This is a genomic window from Rhizobium mesoamericanum STM3625 (genome assembly GCF_000312665.1).
In the GTDB taxonomy this organism is placed as follows: domain Bacteria; phylum Pseudomonadota; class Alphaproteobacteria; order Rhizobiales; family Rhizobiaceae; genus Rhizobium; species Rhizobium mesoamericanum.
Map to the genome: position 1 here is coordinate 3509679 of NZ_HF536772.1, position 15885 is coordinate 3525563.

Genomic DNA, 15885 nt, shown 5'->3' on the forward strand with positions numbered 1-15885 from the left:
AGGCTAGAAGCGGCTTATAGGCAAATGTATTTGTAAACGGAACCCCATAAATTGCGGAATCGACAGGAATTGGCAGAGCTTGCGAAAGCCTAGTCGATGCCCGGTACAACAAGCGCCCTTATCTCGCCCCGGCGGGCGGGTTTGGAGATCGCTTCGACGGCGTCGTTGAAGCCAATCCGGCGGGAGATCAGCGGCTCGACCTTGATGATCCCCGACGCGATCAGATTGGCCGCGCGCCGGTGGGTGAACGGGTTGAGGAACGAATTGACCAGCTTGATCTCGCGGAAGAGGAGATCGAACGGCTCGATTGCAATCTTCGAACCTTGAGGCATCACCCCGAGGATAATGACGGTGCCGCCGCGGCGTGCAAGGCTGGGCGCCTGCTCGATTGTTTCGGCAACGCCCGCACATTCGATGACCACATCTGCCCCTCCCGGCAGCAAGCCGTCTGCCGAGGTCAGGCGAGCGACGATATCGCCCGTCGAGGCATCGGCGCTCGCGGTTGCTCCAAGGCCCTCGGCCAGCGCCCGCTTCTCCTCGCTGCGGGTAAGGAGGACGACGTTGGTGGCGCCTGCAAGCCTGGCCAACTGGACGACGAGCAAGCCGATCACGCCGCCGCCAAGGACGACAACCGATGCCCCTGTCCCAATTTCCGCAAGGTCCACGGCGTGGATGCAGCAGGCGAGGGGTTCGCAGAACGCTCCATGGAGAGGATCCAATGCGGAGGGGAGTTCGAAAGCCTGCTGCTGCGGGATGCAGACATAGTCGGCAAAGCCGCCGTCGCGATGGATACCGATCGCCTTGAGGTTATCACAGAGATTGACGCGGCCACGCTGGCATTGCGGGCAGCGACCGCAGGCGATGTTCGGGTCGCCGGTGACGCGCATGCCTTCCCGAAAACCGCTCACGCCATCGCCTATCTGTTCAATGATGCCTGTAAACTCGTGACCCAGGGTTACGGGGGGCTTTGAGGGAAACTCGCCCAGAAATAGATGGCGATCAGTACCGCAGATGCCGCAGGCCTCCACACGCACGAGCAATTCGCCGATTCCGGGCTGCGGACGTTCTACATCGCGCAGGGCAAGCTTGCCCGTCGCTTCGAGCCGCACTGCCTTCATGATTTGTCTCTCCTCCATAGCTGGTCGCAAGGAGGCCCGAGCGCGAGTGTTTCGTCAAGCGGCTGGCTTCGGTTAAAGGAGACTGGTCATTTGTTCTGCGCCGGAAGCGGTGGCCGAAAGCTGGAATTTCCCGATGGCAGAGATATATAAATGAGCCTACAGCGACCGAAGGTTTAGCGCGGGGAACCGTCATGGAATGGAAAGGCCGGCGTCAGTCCGACAACATCGAGGATCGCCGCGGCGATCCTTCAATGGGCGGACTAGGCAGTGGAGGGGGCTTCAGCTTTCCGTCGGGCGGCGGCATGGGCCGGCGCGGCGGTGGCTTGAGCATCGGCACCATCATCTTCCTCGTCGTCATCTACCTTGTCTTCAAGGCGATGGGCATCGACCTGCTGCAGATCATGGATGGCGGCATGACGACCGGCGGGCCTGGCTATGAACAAAGCGACTCGGCAGGTCGGACGCCCGCCAATGACGAGATGACCGCGTTCGTCCGTACAGTCCTGGCTGAAACTGAGGATACGTGGAACGGAATTTTCAAGTCCATGGGCCGTCAATACGAGGAGCCCCGCCTCGTTCTCTTCTCCGGACAGACTCAGTCTGCCTGTGGTTTTGCCTCGGCGGCGACCGGGCCGTTTTATTGCCCGAGCGATCACAAGGTCTATCTCGACACAGCTTTCTTCAGGCAGCTGAGCCGCCAGTTCGGTGCCTCCGGCGATTTTGCCGAAGCCTATGTGGTCGCCCATGAGGTTGGCCATCATGTCCAGAATCTGCTCGGCATCCTGCCGAAGTTCAATCAGGCGCGTCAGCGGATGAGCGAGGCGGATGCCAACAAGATGTCGGTCCGCATCGAACTGCAGGCTGATTGCCTTGCCGGCATTTGGGGCAAGTTCACCGACCAGAAAGGAATTCTCGAGGCCGGCGATCTCGAGGAGGCGCTGAATGCAGCGCAGCAAATCGGCGATGACACGCTGCAGAAGCGCAGCCAGGGCTATGTGGTGCCTGAGAGCTTCAACCACGGCACCTCGGAGCAGCGGGCGCGGTGGTTCAAACGCGGCTTCGATAGCGGGCAGCTTTCAACGTGTGATACGTTCTCCAACCCTGTTTGACTTGAAGCAGCCTCTCCCTTGCGAGGAGGCGCGGGCACCGTCACTTTTCGCTGTCCATGTGTTTGAGCTGCGCGTCGGGATAGCGTGCACCTGCCGCGGCATCCTTCGGCACGGCTCGTTCAATGGCCGCCATGTCCTCGAAGGAGAGTTGCAAGGCTCGTGAATCGAGCGCTTCTGTCAACCGGTCGCGCCTGCGTGCGCCCACAAGCGGCACAATGTCTTGTCCCTGAGCCGCCACCCAGGCAATGGCAACCTGTGCAACCGATACCTTTTTTGCTTGCGCGATCGTGCGCAACTCTTCGACCAGCGCGAGGTTCTGCTCGATATTACCGGCTTGGAAGCGTGGGCTCATACGGCGGAAATCGCCAGCGCCCGTTTCTTGCCCCTTTTGCCAATGTCCACTGATCAGCCCACGGGAGAGAACGCCGTAAGCTGTGATCGAAATTCCGAGCTCGCGGCAGGTCGGCAAGATCTGGTCCTCGATGCCGCGCGAGATCAGAGAATATTCGATCTGCAGGTCGCAAATCGGATGCGTGTTTGCCGCCCGACGGATCGTGTCCACACCGACTTCCGAAAGGCCCACATGCCTGACATATCCAGCCTTGATCATGTCGCCGATTGCCCCCACGGTTTCCTCGATCGGAACGTCGGGATCCAGGCGGGCAGGGCGGTAGATATCGATGTAATCGACGTCGAGGCGCTTCAGTGTATAGGCGAGGAAGTTCTTCATCGCCGCCGGTCGAGAGTCGTAACCGCTCCAGTTGCCGGCCGGATCGCGCAGGGCGCCGAATTTGACGCTGAGGACAATATCGTCTCGCTTGCGGCCCCTTAGCGCCTCGCCGATAAGCATCTCGTTATGGCCCATGCCATAGAAGTCGCCGGTGTCGAGCAGGTTAATGCCGGCGTCGAGAGCGGCATGGATCGTCGCAATGCTCTCGCCGCGGTCGGCTGGCCCGTACATGCCAGACATGCCCATGCAGCCGAGGCCGACGACCGAGACCAAGGGACCGTTTCTACCCAGGTGATGCTTTTCCATTTCGTTCTCCTTCGTAGCGGTATTGATCATTCAGTTGTTTTACCGCACCGGACTTCGTGCGATAATCCGTATGAATGCGAACGGCCTGTACGGGAAAATGCACAATGGAAGATCTTCCCCTCCATGATTTGGATGCCTTCGCAGCCATTGCAAGGGAGCGCAGCTTTCGCGCCGCGGCGCGCAAGCGCGGTGTATCTGCGTCCTCGCTCAGCGACTCGGTGCGGCGGTTGGAGGAGCGCGTTGGCGTTCGCCTGCTCAACCGGACGACCCGCAGCGTCACGCCGACCGAAGCGGGCGAGCGGCTCCTGGAGAGGCTTGCGCCCGCGCTGGGGGAGGTCGCACAGGCACTTCAGCAACTCGACAGTTTCCGCGACAGCCCGAGCGGAACGCTCCGCCTGAACGTGCCGGTAATCGCGTTGCGGCTTTTCCTGCCCGATCTCGCTATCCGCTTTTTGAAGCGTTACCCGCAGATCTCACTGGAGATGGTCGGTGAGGACACTTTCGTCGATGTGCTTGCCGCCGGTTACGACGCCGGCATTCGATACGGCGAGCGGCTGGAGCGCGACATGATCGCAGTGCCGATCGGACCTCGCAGGCAGAGGTACGTCACGGCGGCCGCGCCTGACTATCTGGTGCGCCGTGGTGTCCCCAAGCATCCGCGCGATCTGCTTGAGCACGATTGCATCAGACATCGCTTCTTGAGTGGGGCGACGTTGCCATGGGAGTTCGAGCGCGGCCAGGAGACGCTGATGATCACGCCGAAAGGACCGTTTATTGCCAATGCGATCGATATGGAAATCTCGGCAGCCATCGCGGGGTTGGGCGTCATCCGAACTTTCGAGGAAGTCCTGTCCCCCGCCATCGAAATGGGGGCGCTGGTGCCGATCCTTGGGGCATGGGTAACTGAATTCTCCGGGCCATTTCTCTACTATGCCGGTCGTAAGCACTTGCCACCCGCGCTTCGCGCGTTCGTCGACTTCGTCAAAGACGAACGCGGTAGAAGCGGTTAGAATCCACCTTTGTTCCGCTTCTCCATCAACAGAAGTCGTGTGCCTATCAAAAGATTTGAAATGTTCACGGATTGTTTCGCCCATATGCGTAAGTTATGTAACAAGACCGGCGACGCGATCGTCTTTCCAGAAAACAACCTGCTGTAGAGATGTCTGATGCTCGATCCGAAATTCGTTCGTCGCGGCCTCTTCCTCGTCTTCATGATTCTGTTTCTCGACGTGATCGGGATCGCGATCATCATGCCCGTGTTGCCGGCCTATCTCGAACAGCTGATCGGCGGATCCGTGAGCGAAGCTGCGCTCGACGGTGGGTGGCTGCTCGTCGTCTACGCCGTGATGCAATTCCTGTTTGCGCCATTCCTCGGCAATCTCAGCGACCGCTTCGGGCGACGACCGATCCTGCTTCTGTCCGTGCTGACGTTTGCGATCGACAATTTTATCTGTGCGGTGGCGACGAGCTTCTGGATGCTCTTCATCGGCCGCGCACTGGCGGGCTTCAGCGGCGGTAGCTTTGCGACCTGTTCGGCCTACATCGCCGATATCAGCAATGACGATAATCGGGCAAAGAACTTCGGCTTGATCGGTATTGCGTTCGGCGTCGGTTTCACGATCGGTCCCGTCATCGGCGGCTTCCTAGGCGAGTTCGGTCCCCGCGTCCCATTCCTTGGGGCTGCGGCTTTATCGTTCGTCAATTTCGTTGCCGCCTACTTCATGCTCCCCGAGACGTTGGAGGCAAAGAACCGCCGGACGTTTGAATGGAAGCGTGCCAATCCGTTGGGCACTCTGAAGCAGATGCGAAACTATGACGGTATCGGGCCTATATGCGCGGTCATGTTCCTTTTTTGGCTGGCGCATGCCGTCTATCCCGCTGTCTGGTCCTTCGTGTCGACCTATCGCTATGGCTGGAGCGAAGGGCAGATCGGCCTGTCGCTTGGCATCTACGGCATTGGTGCGGCCTTCGTCATGGGCGTCATTTTGCCGAAAATCGTGCCGGTGCTGGGCGAGTGGAAGACTGCCGTCCTTGGCCTGTCGTTTTCTGTCGTCGGACTAACGGGCTATGCCTTCGCCTGGGAAGGCTGGATGGTCTACACTGTGATCGTGCTGACCGTGATGGAGAATGTCGCCGACCCGCCGCTGCGAAGTATTGCGGCCGGCAAAGTGCCGCCGTCGGCTCAAGGTGAGCTGCAAGGGGCGCTCACAAGCCTTAGCAGCATCACCACCATCGTCGGGCCGCTGATCTTTACACAGTTGTTCGGCTACTTCACGCGCCCGGACGCGCCAGTGCGTTTTGCTGGAGCGCCCTTTCTTCTTTCTGCCATCATCATCCTGATCGCAGCCATCGTATTTTTGGCGAAGGTGCGAACGGCCAAGGCCGCAGACATCGTCGAGCAGCCGGCGGAATGAGCTATCAGAATTCGTGATGCGATGATGAATTTTTCATCATTTGCATAGTTTTCAGTAGTTCTTCGCGGCGCTTTGATCTAAGCCCTATCGATAACCTTGCCGCAACCTGCGGCCGTTGCCGATTCAATCACAGGAACAGTGTCATGGACACGCCGATCGACGCGCGCAAGCTTGCGCCGAGAACCGATAACCATTGGGCAGCGCACTTCCGGGCCACACTGGCGCTCGGGATCCCGCTGATCGGTGCGCAGCTCGCCCAGCTCGGCATCAACACGACCGACGTGATGATCGTGGGGCGCCTCGGCGCCGAAAATCTCGCCGCCATGGTGCTTTCGGCGCAGTTCCTGTTCACGATCCTCGTCTTCGGCTCGGGTTTCGCGATCGCCGTCATACCGATGGTTGCGCAGGCCTATGGCAGGGGCGACGTCGTCAGCGTGCGTCGCTCGCTGCGCATGGGGCTCTGGGTGGTGCTCGCCTATTGGGTGATCATGCTGCCGGCGTTCTTCAACTCCGAGCGGATATTGCTTGCTGCCGGACAGAAGCGCGAAGTGGCGGCACTGGCGCACGGTTATATCCTGATCGGTCAGTTCGGCGTGTTGCCGGGCCTCCTCTACAACGTCATGCGCGCCCTGGTCAGTGCGATCGGTCGCGCCGCCGTCATTCTCAACGTAACGATCGCGATGCTCGTGCTGAATGCCTTCTTCGCCTATGCACTGGTTCTCGGGCATTTCGGCTTTCCGGCGATGGGCCTGGAAGGTGCGGCGATCGTTTCAGTGGTCGTACAGACTGCCGGCTTCCTGTTCATCCTCGGCTACGTACAGAGCAGGGCGGACACGCGCCGCTACGAGATCTTCGTGCGGTTCTGGCGTCCAGACTGGAAGGCGTTCTGGGAAGTCGTGCGTCTCGGTTTGCCAATCAGCGTGACGATTCTCGCCGAAGTGAGCCTCTTCACGGTTGCCTCGTTGCTGATGGGCCACATCGGCACAATCGAGCTTGCGGCGCATGGTATCGCGCTGCAATGGGCCTCCATCGCATTCATGATCCCGCTCGGCTTGTCGCAGGCGGCGACCGTTCGGGTCGGCGTGGCGCACGGACAGGGCGACTACACGGCGGTTGTTCGGGCATCGATCGCAGTCGTCGTGATCGCCTGCCTGATCGCGGGTGCAGGCGGCGTCCTGTTTGCCGTCGCGCCGGAGTTTCTCGGAAGCTTGTTCCTTGACACGAAGCTGCCCGAGGCGCCCCAGGTGCTTGCCTATGCCGGGCCTTTGATCGTTGTTGCAGGGCTTTTCCAGTTGGTCGACGGCCTGCAGGCAATCGCAAACGGCCTGCTGCGCGGTCTGAAGGATGCACGTGTGCCGATGATCCTGGCGCTGATTGCCTATTGGCCGATTGGCTTCTTCCTCGCTTGGGCCTTTGCGTTCCCGCTTGGCTTCGGCGGCATCGGCATCTGGTTCGGATTCCTCGTCGGGCTTGCGGCGGCGGCCGTGATGCTTTGCGCACGCTTCTATCTGCTTCTTGGCCGCGAGAAGACCATGGCCGGCGTCTAGCCGGCCACCTGATCAAGCTGCGACCGGCCTGTAGTTGGCAATGTCGGCTCGAATGCCGAGCCGTTGAAACAGCGCTTGCGGATCGAAGTTTCGGGCGCGATGGGCTGCCTGCACCGCGACCTTTGCCCGGTCGATCATGTCGACACTTTCCCATTGCACGATCGTCACGAAGTTGAATTCGCCAGGACCCGAAACCTGCTCCAGTACCTGATGGCTGATAAAGCCTTCCTGGGCTTGCAGGACTTCATGCGTTTTCAGCACGTTTATCAGGAATTCCTCGCGCGCGGCCCCGGAACGGCGAACTTGTCAATCCGGTAAAACGCTCCGTTCATTCTCATCTCCTTTGGTTTGGATATCACAAAGGCGGGTGTAATTCTTCAAGTCAACTTGAAGTCAATAGGTTGAAACATGTCCATCTGACATCGAAGCAGCGATACGCGAGCTGAAAGCTCGACTGGATGGGCAGATTGAGGTTGCCGGAGCCAACATGGCGCGACCTATGACGGACCTCGGTCGCGTCGTGCCTGGTCGCGGCGAGCCAGCCGTTCTTCGCCGGCCCGCAGCCGGTACGGAGGTGATTAGGTTGGCACACCTTCCTTTTGAGCCCGCGCGACCAACCCGGCGGACTGCCAAGTGTGGTCGGTTTTGAAGATCAGCGTCGAGCTAATAGTTATACATCGACATCGGATCATTGACGCAGGCGTAGTCCAGCAGACATTGCCTGCCGCTGCCGTCGCGCAGACTAGCGGTGCTTAGCTTGTCTCCGGGGCCGCATTGGGCCGGCGGGTAGCGGAAATTGCGGCCACCGAAGCCCAGGCGAACATAGACCTTCTTGGATTGGCGAATAATCTGCGCGAGTTGTGCGCAGCTGTAGTCCTTGGCATCGACCTTCACGGGCCCGGCGGCAAGACATACCGTCGGGAGCAAGCACGCAACGGCGAGAACCAAGAATCTCATGGGTGGCTGCCTCCATGTCCAAGACACAATAAATCAGCACTCGCGGCACAATTCAAACGGATATCTCGTGGCGGACGTGCAACCAATAAATAGGAGGAGCCCCCGCTCAGGAGCGGGCATTTTCAAACGCAGCACCCGGGTGGCCAAAGGGCGCGCAAACGCTCTGCGGCTGGCGATGGACGTTAAAGGCTGCGCGCCGGTGAACCGACCCATAATGTCGGGCAACAACGGGTCAGTTCAGAAAGGCGGGACTTGGCACTACGTCCACGAATACTGCTCAGCGTTCGGCGAGGGCTTCCTCGCCCTTCTTCGCGCGCACCAGATTGATGAAGCGGCGGAAGAGGTAATGGCTGTCCTGCGGACCGGGTGAGGCTTCCGGGTGGTGCTGCACCGAGAAGATCGGCTTGCCTGATACCCGCAGGCCGCAATTGGTGCCGTCGAACAGGGAAACGTGAGTCTCTTCAACGCCATCTGGCAGAGACTTCGTGTCAACGGCGAAGCCATGGTTCATCGAAACGATCTCGACCTTACCGGTGGTGTGGTCCTTCACCGGGTGGTTGGCGCCGTGGTGGCCCTGGTGCATCTTCTCGGTCTTGGCGCCGAGGGCGAGGCCGAGCATCTGGTGGCCGAGGCAGATGCCGAAGACCGGGATGTCGGTCTTGATCAGCTTCTGGATGACGGGAACTGCGTATTTACCTGTTGCGGCGGGGTCACCCGGGCCATTCGACAGGAAAATACCGTCCGGCTGTATGGCAAGCACGTCTTCCGCGCTCGCCGTAGCCGGCAGCACCGTGACCTTGCAATTAAGGCCGGCAAACAGGCGCAAAATGTTGCGCTTCACGCCGTAGTCGAGGCAAACCACATGGTACCTGGCATTTTCGGGCGCAAGCTCACCGTAGCCTTCGTTCCAGATCCACGGGGTCTGCGCCCACTGCGACGACTGGCCTGACGAAGCGACCTTGGCGAGGTCGAGGCCCTCGAGGCCGCTCCAGGCCTTGGCTTCCGCCTTCAGCGTCTCAAGGTCGAAGACACCGTTCGGGTCGTATGCGATGACGGCGTTCGGCGAGCCATTCTCGCGGATCCAAGCCGTCAGTGCGCGGGTGTCGATACCGCACAGGCCGATGATGCCGCGCGCCTTCAGCCAGGCATCGAGATGCTTGACGGCGCGATAGTTGGACGGATCAGTGATGTCGGCCTTGAAGATGACGCCTACCGCGCCGTGGCGGGCTGCCGGCGTCAGGTCTTCGATGTCTTCGTCATTGGTGCCGATGTTGCCGATATGCGGAAACGTGAAGGTGACGATCTGGCCGAGATAGGAAGGATCGGTCAGGATCTCTTCGTATCCGGTCAGCGCAGTGTTGAAGACCACCTCGGCCTGGACCTTACCGGTCGCGCCGATGCCCTTGCCTTCAATGACGGTTCCGTCTGCAAGAACGAGCAGGGCGGTCGGCTTTTCGGTTGTCCAGGGTGCTGTCGCGGTCATCTTAATCCCGTTTCCGGCAGCCACACGTCCTTGGGCAACGTTGGCCAGCCATTTGGTTCGCAAGCATATGCGCGCGGCAAGGCACGCGCTCTCAGGCCTGATCACGAATTTTGGTGCAGGTGGCGGTAAATAGCCACGCTATTGCGCGAGGTCAATCTTTGTACCGCACATTCTGCCGGTTTTCTCGCGCTTTCTGCCGGCGTTTTCCGCAATTTATTTGATCCCATGCATTCGCGTGGTTTATGAAGCGGCAATCAAACAGGAGTGATTATGATGTTGCGCGATCAACTCGCCGCCGCCCTCAAGGATGCCATGAAGTCCAAGAACGCCGAGCGGCTTTCGACCGTTCGCCTGATTCAGGCCGCGATCAAGGACCGGGATATCGCCAATCGCGGCGCTGGCAAGGACGAGGCCAGTGACGACGAGATTCTGCAGATCCTTGCCAAGATGGTGAAACAGCGCGACGAATCGGCGAAAATCTACGAAGAAAACGCACGTCCGGAACTGGCAGCCAAGGAGCGTGCCGAAATCGCCGTGCTGCAGGATTTCCTGCCGAAGCAGCTTTCAGACGCCGAAGTGCGCAGCAACATTGCGGCGATCATTGCTGAGATTGGCGCGGCCGGTCCGAAGGACATGGGAAAAGTGATGGCCGTTCTGAAGGAGCGCTATGCCGGACAGATGGATTTCTCCAAGGCCTCCGGAGCCGTCAAGGAGCAACTGAACTGATCAGCGCTGGCTCGCCACTTTTCTGGCGGCCGGCCCTAGCACTGCCTCCGCGGCGGCGTCGATCACGGCGAATTTTGCCGCCTGATATCCCCAATACTCCATGACAAAGCCGTGGGAGAGCCAGGTGTCGCCCTTGTAGGGCGGCTCGGTCCAGCCGACGCTTCCCATTTCAAAGGCCTGCGTCAGCAGGCGTTTCAGGTGCGTGTTGGAGATCATGAACTGGTTGCGGATTTCCTTGAGCGACAGCTGCCCGATATAAGCGCGTTGCGAGCTGCGATCGAAGTTGTCGAGGCGGCTCATGAGGTAGTCCATGATCAGGCCGCCTGAATTAGCCCAGTTGAACAGGCCGTAGGTTGCGCCAGGGTCACGGACGGCGTCGCTATCGATGATCGCCTTGGAAATCAGCGGCTGCATCGTGGAGAAGGCCGCCGGGTCGGCGTTGATCCGGTCCAGCCGATTGCCGCCGTCCAGGGTGTCGAGAATGAAAAGGTGGGTGGCAAGCCATCTGAAAAAGTGTTCGTGGGCGGTTTCCGTAGGCTCCAGCAGGCGTGTGCGCTTGTCGCTTGCACTTTCGACCGGACGAAGGAAGCGATAGGCAAGCATTTCCTGGATGAAGGCCGCGGCGGTATTGCGGCTTGCAATCTTGTTGGCCACGACGAAGGCGATGAAACGGCCTGAATAAAGGCCGAGTTTCGGTTCGCCGGGGTAGCCGAAATGAAGGGCAAAGCCGGCATGGGCCATCAGCCAGCGTTGTTGCGCGGCAAAGATCGACGCGATGCGCGGACTTTCGCGATAGATCGTGAGCATTTCGCGGGCACAACGCAGCACGGCCACGAAAAAGGCGTCGCACTCTAAAAAATCTTCAACTTTATGTGGCATTCGACCGTCCCGATAAGTCGCTTTCATTAGGCATCGGGCGATAACTGTCAATGCCTTCCACGGACCCCGATGGAGGCGGAACATACAGAAATAAAACTTCTGGGTGAAATTAAAGAAGGCAGGAGCTGGGGGTGCTCCTGCCTTCTTGCTCTTTGCTTTCGGTGGCGACGCAGGACCGAGATCCAAGCCACCGATGACTTGCAAAGACACCCTTGCGAGACGGCGCCGGGGGTAGGGATGGTGCCTCGCATGGGGATCGCTGTGTTGACTGAGAGGTTATTGCGATGCGGCAAGTGATTCAAATTACAAAAAAATAATGATTGGCGTCGGGGGCTGCCTTATGTGTGTCATCGGAGCCGCAAGCGGTCGCTGCTCGATCGCCGAGCGCCGTTGGCGCAATTGCGAAGCTATTGTTCTGTCATCGATTTTTGACAATCGGCAAGAGATGGGGGGGTGGACCGCTAGCCTCCCATACACGCAGAACGCGGGTTGCTGCCTTCAGTGTCGCACCCCCTGTCGCAGGGGTAGTAACGCATTTTTGAACAGCCGGCCCTAGAGAATTTCGAAGGCTGTGGGCCCCCTGTGAATAGCGCGCCCTTTGGCCAAATGCCGTGGCATGTGCTGATGAACCTGCTTATATGGACCCCAGTTACGAGGTTCACATGCGCTTTTCCAATTCCTTTCTCGACGAGATACGCGATCGCGTGCCGATTTCGGACGTGATTGGGCGTCGTGTGAGCTGGGATAAGCGCAAGACCAATGTCTCGCGCGGCGATTATTGGGCTTGCTGCCCGTTTCACGGGGAGAAGTCGCCAAGCTTTCATTGTGAGGATCGCAAGGGGCGCTACCATTGCTTCGGCTGCGGCGTAACCGGCGATCACTTCCGGTTCCTGACGGATCTGGAGGGATTGAGCTTCCCGGAGGCGGTGCAGCAGATCGCCGACATGGCGGGTGTTGCCCTGCCGGTTGCCGATCCAGTCATCGAGAAGCGTGAAAAGGATCGCACGTCACTTTTCGACGTCATGGAGCTTGCGACCAAATTCTTCCAGGATCAACTGCAAACGGCCAACGGCGCGCGGGCACGGGCTTATCTGCGCGATCGAGGATTGACAGGGCGCACGATCGAGACGTTCCGGCTTGGCTTTGCGCCAGATAGCCGCAATGCGCTGAAGGAGTTTTTGGCGGCAAAAGGCGTTGCCAAGGAGCAGATCGAGGCTTGCGGCCTGGTCGTTCACGGTCCCGATGTGCCAGTCTCCTACGATCGCTTTCGCGACCGGATCATGTTCCCGATCCTCTCGTCCCGCGAAAAGGTGATAGCCTTTGGCGGGCGGGCCATGTCTGCGGATGCGCCGGCCAAGTATCTCAACTCCAACGAGACGGAGCTCTTTCACAAGGGCAACGTGCTCTACAATTTCGCGCGCGCCCGCCGGGCAACCCAGGGCGCCAACGGCGAGCGCACGATCATCGCCGTCGAAGGCTATATGGATGTGATTGCGCTGCATCAGGCCGGCATCGAGAATGCCGTGGCGCCGCTCGGGACGGCGTTAACCGAAAGCCAGCTTGAACTCCTCTGGAAGATGACGCCACAGCCGGTGCTTTGCTTCGACGGCGACAGCGCCGGCGTGCGCGCGGCCAATCGGGCCGCGGATCTGGCGCTTCCACATATTAAGCCGGGCCGCACGGTGCGCTTTGCCCTGCTGCCCGACGGCAAGGACCCCGACGATCTGGTGCGCAACGAAGGTCGAGCGCCTTTCGACAAGGTGATGAGCCAGGCCAAGCCCCTGGCGGAGATGATCTGGGCTCGCGAGATCAATACCGGGCAGTTCGAGACGCCTGAAGCCAAGGCAGAACTCGAAGCGCGGCTGAAGCAGCTGGTTGCCATCATTGCCGATGAAAATGTGCGTCGCCACTACCAGCAGGATATGCGCGACCGCCTGAATGGCTTCTTCCAGCCCCAATTCCAAAATCGCGGCAACGAGCGGCGAAGCTTCGATCGCGGTGGTGGCCAATCTCGCGGTCGAGGCAACGACGGATCGCGCGGCCCGCGTCTTTCCGGCGGCGGCATTTCCGACCGGCTCGCACGTTCCGGTCTTGTTAAGGGCCATCAGGAAACCCCAGCCTTGCGGGAAAGCGTGTTGGCGCTGACGGTCATCAATCATCCTGCCTTGATGCAGGACGAGTATGACGAGATCGCTTCGATCGACTACGACAACCGCGAACTGCAGCGGCTTTGGTCTGTCATGCTCGGCGCTGCAGCGGCCGTCGCGGGACCGCATTTGACCCGCGAGTATCTACTGGAGCGTATGGAGGAGCAGGGCTTTGGCCTGTTGCTGCAAGGACTTGAGCAGCAGATCCGCAATGCCCGCCTCTGGATCGCCACATCTGAGGCGGCGATGGAAGATGCGCGCGAAGGCTATCGGCAGGCGCTCGCTTTCCATAAGCGCGCCAAGGCGCTGCGCTTCCAGAAGATCGAACTTGAGCGCGAGATCGCCGAAGCGACCGAGGCCGGCAATGGTGAGGTGATCGACCAGCTGATGCGCGCGCTGCAGGAGGTTCATTTCGAGGGACTTCGTCTCGAAAACCAGGAAGCCATTATCGACGGCTTCGGCGTGCTCTCCGGCCGCGTCAAGGGAGCGGCGAGCCATTGATGGACTCGGCAGAGCGGCAATTTTCCGCTGGTGATGCGCTGTTTGGAGCCGAACGTACGCCGCTTGACATTTTAAACCGCGTCTACGGCTATCCCGCGTTCCGCGGCAAGCAGCAGCAGGTGGTTGAGCATGTCGCCTCTGGTGGCGATGCGGTCGTCCTCTTTCCGACGGGGGCCGGCAAGTCGCTCTGCTTCCAGATCCCGGCGCTCTGCCGCGAGGGATTTGGGATCGTCGTTTCGCCGCTGATCGCGCTGATGCGCGATCAGGTCGAGGCGATGAAGCAGCTCGGCATCAGAGCGGCGGCGCTGAACTCGACACTGTCGCGCGAGGAATTCATCGATGTCCGTCGGGCGATTTCTGCAGGCAAGCTCGATCTTCTCTACGTGACACCTGAGCGCATTCTTCTCGATGGCTTTCGCGATACGATCGGCAACGCGCGGATCTCGCTCTTGGCCATCGACGAGGCGCACTGTGTCTCTCAGTGGGGACATGACTTCCGGCCGGAGTATCGCGAACTCGGCAGACTAGCTGAACACTATCCAGGCGTGCCGCGCATGGCGCTGACGGCGACGGCCGACCCTCACACCCGCGACGATATCGTCGAACGGCTGGCGCTGAAGAATGCCAGGGTGTTCACCACGAGCTTTGATCGTCCGAACATTTCTTATGAAATCGTCGAGCGCGACCAGCCGCGCCAGCAATTGCTGCGCTTTCTTTCAGGACACAAAGGCAACAGCGGTATCGTCTACTGCCTGTCGCGCGCAAAGGTCGAGGATACGGCCGAGTGGCTGAACGGGCAAGGGATACGCGCGCTTCCCTATCACGCCGGCATGGACCGGGCGCTTCGCGATGCCAACCAGGACGCCTTCCTGAAAGAGGATGAGCTTTGCCTCGTCGCCACCGTCGCCTTCGGCATGGGGATCGACAAACCGAATGTGCGCTACGTCGCGCATCTCGATCTGCCGGGTTCGGTCGAGGCCTATTATCAGGAGACAGGCCGCGCCGGGCGTGACGGCCTGCCTTCCGAAGTCTGGATGACCTATGGCATGGCCGACGTCATCCAGCGGCGGCGGATGATCGACGAGGGCGGAGCGGCCGAGGAAATCAAGCGGGTCGAGCGCTCCAAGCTCAACGCACTGCTGGCAATCTGTGAAACCGCCTCGTGCCGCCGCCAGGCGATCCTTGCGCATTTTGGCGAGGTGCATGTTGGCAATTGTGGCGGGTGCGACACCTGTTTGAAGCCGGTTGAAACCTGGGATGGGACAGAGGCAGCCATCAAGGCACTTGCGGCGATCTATAGAACGGGCGAGCGGTTCGGCACTGGACACGTGGTCGACGTGCTGCTTGGCAATGTCAACGAGAAGACGGAACGCTTCGGCCACACGACGATCCCGGTTTTCGGCGCCGGAAACGATCTGCCGGCCCGCACCTGGCAATCGGTATTTCGGCAATTGCTCGCCATGGGGCTGGTCAGGGTCGATCAGCAAGCCTTCGGTGCCCTCAGGCTCGAGCCGGAGGCCCGCGCCGTCTTCAAGCGCGAACGATCGGTCTTCTTCCGCAAGGATCGTCCGGTTGCGGAACGTCGTTCAAAGCGAACGGCGCAGGTCGAGCGGCGCTCCATCCTGTCTGGGAGCGACGGTGTGCTCTTCGAAGCTTTGCGCGCAGAGCGCACGGGGATCGCGCGTTCGCTCGGCGTGCCGCCCTATGTCGTCTTCCCTGATACGACGCTCGTTGCCTTCGCAACCGAGCGGCCGCGCACGCACACGGAAATGCTCGGCATCTCGGGTGTCGGCCAATCGAAGCTCGAACGATATGGCGATGCATTTCTTGATGTGATCCTGAGCCACGATGACTAGGGTTTGACCCTGCGTTTCAATGATGGCATCTTCCGTGTCACGAAAGATGCAGGCGGCGAGTGATGCACGGTTGCATGGCGCCTCTTTTTGCCTTTCGGTCCGTAGCCTTGCC

Annotated in this window: 12 protein-coding genes and 1 pseudogene; 7 read left to right on the forward strand and 6 right to left on the reverse strand. The window is 60.1% G+C overall.

All coding sequences use genetic code 11. From position 1 onward, the window contains the following. Positions 1-89 precede the first annotated feature (89 nt). Positions 90-1118: a zinc-dependent alcohol dehydrogenase family protein gene (locus tag BN77_RS17210; protein WP_007534186.1), complete on the reverse strand. Its 1029-nt coding sequence runs from the start codon at positions 1116-1118 to the stop codon at positions 90-92. Between the two features lie 191 nt (positions 1119-1309). Here BN77_RS17210 and ypfJ point away from each other — a divergent pair, with 191 nt between their 5' ends. After that, positions 1310-2227 (forward strand): KPN_02809 family neutral zinc metallopeptidase, encoded by a 918-nt coding sequence (gene ypfJ / locus BN77_RS17215; protein ID WP_007534189.1) that lies wholly within the window; start codon positions 1310-1312, stop codon positions 2225-2227. A gap of 40 nt (positions 2228-2267) precedes the next feature. On the opposite strand, the gene BN77_RS17220 is transcribed toward ypfJ, so the two are convergent. Continuing rightward, the gene (locus BN77_RS17220; protein ID WP_007534191.1) at positions 2268-3263 is read right to left on the reverse strand and encodes an aldo/keto reductase; all 996 of its coding nucleotides are present in this window, start codon (positions 3261-3263) and stop codon (positions 2268-2270) included. 104 nt (positions 3264-3367) lie between these two features. Here BN77_RS17220 and BN77_RS17225 point away from each other — a divergent pair, with 104 nt between their 5' ends. The 3 genes from BN77_RS17225 to BN77_RS17235 all read left to right on the forward strand — a co-directional run bounded on the left by BN77_RS17225 (position 3368) and on the right by BN77_RS17235 (position 7224). After that, complete coding sequence (locus tag BN77_RS17225; RefSeq protein WP_007534193.1) at positions 3368-4273, forward strand: LysR family transcriptional regulator; 906 nt, start codon at positions 3368-3370, stop codon at positions 4271-4273. A gap of 156 nt (positions 4274-4429) precedes the next feature. Then, a complete protein-coding gene (locus tag BN77_RS17230) occupies positions 4430-5677 on the forward strand; it encodes a TCR/Tet family MFS transporter (RefSeq protein WP_007534195.1) in 1248 nt (415 codons plus the stop codon). Positions 5678-5820: 143 nt separating this feature from the next. After that, positions 5821-7224, forward strand: a complete 1404-nt coding sequence (locus tag BN77_RS17235) for an MATE family efflux transporter (RefSeq protein ID WP_007534197.1) — start codon at positions 5821-5823, stop codon at positions 7222-7224. A gap of 12 nt (positions 7225-7236) precedes the next feature. On the opposite strand, the pseudogene BN77_RS17240 reads toward BN77_RS17235, so the two are convergent. The 3 genes and pseudogenes from BN77_RS17240 to carA form a co-directional block, all read right to left on the reverse strand. Then, positions 7237-7556: pseudogene (locus BN77_RS17240) on the reverse strand (antibiotic biosynthesis monooxygenase family protein). A gap of 331 nt (positions 7557-7887) precedes the next feature. Next, complete coding sequence (locus tag BN77_RS17245; RefSeq protein WP_007534202.1) at positions 7888-8181, reverse strand: hypothetical protein; 294 nt, start codon at positions 8179-8181, stop codon at positions 7888-7890. 277 nt (positions 8182-8458) lie between these two features. Then, positions 8459-9664, reverse strand: a complete 1206-nt coding sequence (gene carA, locus BN77_RS17250) for a glutamine-hydrolyzing carbamoyl-phosphate synthase small subunit (RefSeq protein ID WP_007534204.1) — start codon at positions 9662-9664, stop codon at positions 8459-8461. Between the two features lie 273 nt (positions 9665-9937). On the opposite strand from carA, the gene BN77_RS17255 reads away from it, so the two are divergent. Beyond that, the gene (locus BN77_RS17255) at positions 9938-10390 is read left to right on the forward strand and encodes a GatB/YqeY domain-containing protein (RefSeq protein WP_040677864.1); all 453 of its coding nucleotides are present in this window, start codon (positions 9938-9940) and stop codon (positions 10388-10390) included. Here BN77_RS17255 and BN77_RS17260 read toward each other — a convergent pair whose 3' ends face one another. Beyond that, on the reverse strand, positions 10391-11269 hold the full coding sequence (locus BN77_RS17260) for a hypothetical protein (protein ID WP_040677327.1): 879 nt from the start codon (positions 11267-11269) through the stop codon (positions 10391-10393). It lies immediately after the preceding gene. 662 nt (positions 11270-11931) lie between these two features. Here BN77_RS17260 and dnaG point away from each other — a divergent pair. Continuing rightward, on the forward strand, positions 11932-13917 hold the full coding sequence (gene dnaG / locus BN77_RS17265; RefSeq protein WP_007534210.1) for a DNA primase: 1986 nt from the start codon (positions 11932-11934) through the stop codon (positions 13915-13917). Continuing rightward, positions 13917-15773: a DNA helicase RecQ gene (gene recQ / locus BN77_RS17270; RefSeq protein WP_007534212.1), complete on the forward strand. Its 1857-nt coding sequence runs from the start codon at positions 13917-13919 to the stop codon at positions 15771-15773. The genes dnaG and recQ overlap by 1 nt, the downstream gene beginning before the upstream one ends. The last annotated feature ends 112 nt before the right edge of the window (positions 15774-15885 follow it).

What these genes read in the sequence shown, in the direction of transcription:
- BN77_RS17230 (WP_007534195.1), top strand. Translation starts at nt 4,430, where the DNA reads ATGCTCGATCCGAAATTCGTTCGTCGCGGCCTCTTCCTCGTCTTCATG.
- ypfJ (WP_007534189.1), top strand. Translation starts at nt 1,310, where the DNA reads ATGGAATGGAAAGGCCGGCGTCAGTCCGACAACATCGAGGATCGCCGC.
- dnaG (WP_007534210.1), top strand. Translation starts at nt 11,932, where the DNA reads ATGCGCTTTTCCAATTCCTTTCTCGACGAGATACGCGATCGCGTGCCG.
- carA (WP_007534204.1), bottom strand. Translation starts at nt 9,664, where the DNA reads ATGACCGCGACAGCACCCTGGACAACCGAAAAGCCGACCGCCCTGCTC.
- BN77_RS17225 (WP_007534193.1), top strand. Translation starts at nt 3,368, where the DNA reads ATGGAAGATCTTCCCCTCCATGATTTGGATGCCTTCGCAGCCATTGCA.
- recQ (WP_007534212.1), top strand. Translation starts at nt 13,917, where the DNA reads ATGGACTCGGCAGAGCGGCAATTTTCCGCTGGTGATGCGCTGTTTGGA.
- BN77_RS17255 (WP_040677864.1), top strand. Translation starts at nt 9,938, where the DNA reads ATGTTGCGCGATCAACTCGCCGCCGCCCTCAAGGATGCCATGAAGTCC.
- BN77_RS17235 (WP_007534197.1), top strand. Translation starts at nt 5,821, where the DNA reads ATGGACACGCCGATCGACGCGCGCAAGCTTGCGCCGAGAACCGATAAC.
- BN77_RS17220 (WP_007534191.1), bottom strand. Translation starts at nt 3,263, where the DNA reads ATGGAAAAGCATCACCTGGGTAGAAACGGTCCCTTGGTCTCGGTCGTC.
- BN77_RS17210 (WP_007534186.1), bottom strand. Translation starts at nt 1,118, where the DNA reads ATGAAGGCAGTGCGGCTCGAAGCGACGGGCAAGCTTGCCCTGCGCGAT.
- BN77_RS17245 (WP_007534202.1), bottom strand. Translation starts at nt 8,181, where the DNA reads ATGAGATTCTTGGTTCTCGCCGTTGCGTGCTTGCTCCCGACGGTATGT.
- BN77_RS17260 (WP_040677327.1), bottom strand. Translation starts at nt 11,269, where the DNA reads ATGCCACATAAAGTTGAAGATTTTTTAGAGTGCGACGCCTTTTTCGTG.